Here is a 3,396-nt window from a genome sequence, read left to right as displayed (position 1 = left end):
ACAGCATCTCCTGTGTCAGGCGGGCTTTCTGTCCCCCGCCATGACGATCCACAAGGCCATCCGGGCCATCCGCATTGAAACGCAGCACCCAGTCACGGATACTCTGACGGTCTGTCCCCGCAAGCAGGGCCGCCTCGCCGCGCGAGGCGCCATCATAAATCGCCGCAAGCGCCAACAGGCGACGCGACTGACCCGCATGCCGGCTTCTGCGCGCAAGGCGTCGCAACTCCGAACTATCATGATCGTCACGCAGGGATAGAGGGCTGCCCATCCAGAATGCCTCCTTCAGAGAATGGTCTGCATCCTATGAATCACATTTTTAAACCGATGGGTACCCCGTGAGTCAGGCCAAACAATGGTTGGTATTAGCTATTCCGTAAAATAATTTACCAATCATAGTCCTGGACACTTTTCCAACTCGATACATTCCGCTGACTGGAGATATAATCTTTTTGTTTTCTGAATAACCTATATTTTTTCTGTAGTTACAATTATTCACATTCTGATTGATAAATTAATGCAATCATTTTTTCTCCATACTGGTTGAGGTCTTTTATTTTTAAAAGGCATTTGCGGTTCTTGAAAGAAAAATGGACATTGAGACAAAATCGTAATTCATATTATTACATAATTTATCATTTTGAGGCGTGTCTACCGCAAATGGCTTATCGGTCCGTCTTAACGGCTGATCGCGGCAAAATATTTTAAAAACGTCGATAAGGGAAGATGACATTGCCGCCAAAGCGATTTTGTATCACGCCGAAGCAAATACCCCAGTCGATATCATCCGACCGGGATATGGCTCCGTAGGAGGCAACTGCATATTGCAATGTTACGCAGAAACGCTGCGATTAATAATGCAGATCTATTTTAAGGAAAGGTGGCTCCCGAAGTAGGACTCGAACCTACGACCCAGCGATTAACAGTCGCTTGCTCTACCAACTGAGCTATTCGGGATCAGCGTTGAGCAGCTTATAGCCACACCGATGGGGGGGCGTAAACCCCCCTTTTGAACTTTTTTTCAAAAAGGGGGAAAATGGGGGGCCAGACCGGCCAAAAGCACGGTAAAGCCTTTGTGTTGCAGGAGAAAAGCGAACCAATGGTCGATGAGAACACGCAAGGGCGGCCCCCACGCCTGCTGCGCCGCGCGGTCATGCCGCTGCTGGTTGGGGCAGGATGCGCCGTGGTGGGCGCGCAGTGGCTGCAAAGCCGCCAGCAGGCCCGTATCGTGCGGCATGATGATGCGCTGCTGGATGGCGAAGCCCATGACCTGACGCTGTCCTGGCCGTTTGCACAGGCATCGACCCTGTATAACGTCGCGCTCCGGCAGGACTTCTTTTCCCAGTACCGGCTGGATGTACACCTGCGTTCCGGCGCGGTAACGGGGCGGGACGCCATTGCCGACCTGCGCGCGGGGCGCAGCATGGCGGCCGTTGCCCCCGTGCTGTCATGGCTGCAGGCGTATCAGGCGGATGCGGACCTGCCCGCACGGCTGGTCATGGGGTTGCAGGCGGGGACATTCCGCCTGCTGGTGCGCAGGCGGCTGCGGATTGCCAAGATCGAGGACCTGGTGGGCCGCAGGATCGCCGTGCTGAATGCGGATATGGCGGACCGGCTGTTCTTTTCCGTTATCCTGCGCCGCAAGGGACTGAACCCGGACACGGCGCCCGACTGGGTCATCCTGCCACCCGACCAGATTGATGACGCCCTGGCAGCGGGCACGGTGGACGCCGTGGCCCTGCATGACCCGCTGGCATGGCAACTGCTGAACAACCGGGCGCTGGACCTGGTGGAACTGGTCAACAGCGTAAAGGGATTGTACGCGGAACGCACGAACCTTGCGCTGGGTGTCTCGACGGACCTGCTGGCGCAGACGCCGGGCGCCGCCGTGGCCCTTGTGCTGGCGCTGTCGCATGCCGCCCGCTGGCTGCCCCAGCGCGTGGCGGAAGCCGCAGCGCTGCTTGATGACCGGGTGGAGGGCATGGATCAGGACACGATCCTGCAGATGATGCGCCACGAAGTGCTCGGGATCAGTCCCGTAGGCAATGACCTGAAAATACAGATCGCGCGGTATGTGGATGAACTCAAGCTGCTGGGTATTTTCCCCGACAGCCTTGATTCGGCAGGTTACGCCCGCACCATTTCAGCCGATATCCTGCACCATGGCCAAAGGGGAGGCCACGGCGCGGGATAGTCGGGGGGAGAATTTACCAGGTAAAGCCAAGGCTTGCCTGCGCGTTCCGGCGCTCGCCGTAATAGCACCATTCCTGATTATAGGATGCATAGCTCAGGCAGTTCGCGACATAATTCTTGTCAAACAGGTTGCGGGCACTGGCCGCAACGGTCCAGCCATGAAGCGACGGGGAAAGGTTCGACAGGTCATAGCGAACTGACGCATCAAACACGGCGTATTGCGGCACCCAGACGCTGCCGTAACTGGCTTCGCCACCGTAGGATTTGTTCGAATACCGCATGCCACCCCCGAAGCCGAGGCCTTTTACCGGCCCCGAGGGCATGGTGTAGAATGCGAACAGCGATGCATTGCCCGTCCCGGACTGGATCAGTGGCTTGCCCGTCGAATCATCATGGACTTTCTGCACGCTGACTGCCGCAGTGATCATCAGGTTCTTGTACGGTTCGGCATGGGCTTCGAATTCAAAGCCATCGGAATGTACCAGTCCGCTCTGCGTGCTGTAGCCCAGGTTGCCAACGGCAACCAGCACGTTGGTCTGTTCGATATGGAAGCCCGCCGCCGTAAACAGCAGCGACGTGCCCGGAAGCTGGTATTTCAGGCCCCCTTCAAGCTGCTTGCCAAGGGAGGGATCGGCCTGGCGGAACGTCTTGCCGCCATCGCTGGATACGGTGCCCGACTGCGGCTGGAACGACGTTGAGTAGCTGATATAGGGCGAAAGGCCGAAATCGAAATGGTAAAGGGCCGAGGCACCTTGCAGTTACCCACAAATCTGCTGTTCTTGAATTTTGTGCTTGATGCAGATGAATCTGTTGTGATTCCTTTTCTGTCACCTTTATGCAGGCGGGGTGTGAGAATGGTACAGGATTGGGTCATACAGGAAATATCCGGATCTGACCTTGGCGACGAGCGCCTGAACAGGCGTCTGGGCACGATGCTCGCGGCACTTGCTGAACGACCGGGCAAGTCTCTCCCGACGGCATTTCAGGATTGGTCTGCGACCAAGGCAGCATATAGATTTTTTGCAAATGCAAATGTAAGCGAAGACAAAATCCTTGAAGGGCATTTTTCTGCTACCGCCCAGCGTTTCGATGCGACTGCAGGGCCAGTCCTGATCCTGCAGGATACAACGGAGTTTTCCTTCACCCGAGCATCTCCCGAAAAGATCGGGTTTACCAAGGTCTCTACGGGAGGCAGGGAAAAAA

3 protein-coding genes, 1 tRNA gene and 1 pseudogene are annotated in these 3,396 nt (G+C 56.2%); 2 read left to right on the top strand and 3 right to left on the bottom strand.

Annotated elements, in window-relative coordinates:
- Both GEU01_RS20255 and GEU01_RS20250 read right to left on the bottom strand, forming a co-directional pair.
- Positions 1–271, bottom strand: a 271-nt coding sequence (locus GEU01_RS20255) for a helix-turn-helix domain-containing protein (protein WP_026018770.1), incomplete at its 3' end; no start/stop codon positions are given.
- Positions 272–881: 610 nt separating this feature from the next.
- A tRNA-Asn gene (locus GEU01_RS20250) sits at positions 882–957 on the bottom strand.
- 142 nt (positions 958–1,099) lie between these two features.
- Here GEU01_RS20250 and GEU01_RS20245 point away from each other — a divergent pair.
- On the top strand, positions 1,100–2,194 hold the full coding sequence (locus GEU01_RS20245; RefSeq protein WP_019087496.1) for an ABC transporter substrate-binding protein: 1,095 nt from the start codon (positions 1,100–1,102) through the stop codon (positions 2,192–2,194).
- A 13-nt stretch (positions 2,195–2,207) separates the two neighbouring features.
- Here the strand turns inward: GEU01_RS20245 and GEU01_RS23560 are convergent.
- Positions 2,208–2,942: pseudogene (locus GEU01_RS23560) on the bottom strand (TonB-dependent siderophore receptor); the annotation flags it as partial.
- Between the two features lie 3 nt (positions 2,943–2,945).
- On the opposite strand from GEU01_RS23560, the gene GEU01_RS23555 reads away from it, so the two are divergent.
- Positions 2,946–3,396: IS4/Tn5 family transposase DNA-binding protein (locus GEU01_RS23555; RefSeq protein ID WP_198284481.1), on the top strand; the 451-nt coding region annotated here is incomplete at its 3' end.

Origin of the sequence: Komagataeibacter europaeus LMG 18890, from assembly GCF_000285295.1 — a bacterium.
Lineage (GTDB): Bacteria > Pseudomonadota > Alphaproteobacteria > Acetobacterales > Acetobacteraceae > Komagataeibacter > Komagataeibacter europaeus.
Note: the sequence above shows the minus strand (reverse complement) of the source record. Positions and strands in the feature narration are given on the sequence as shown.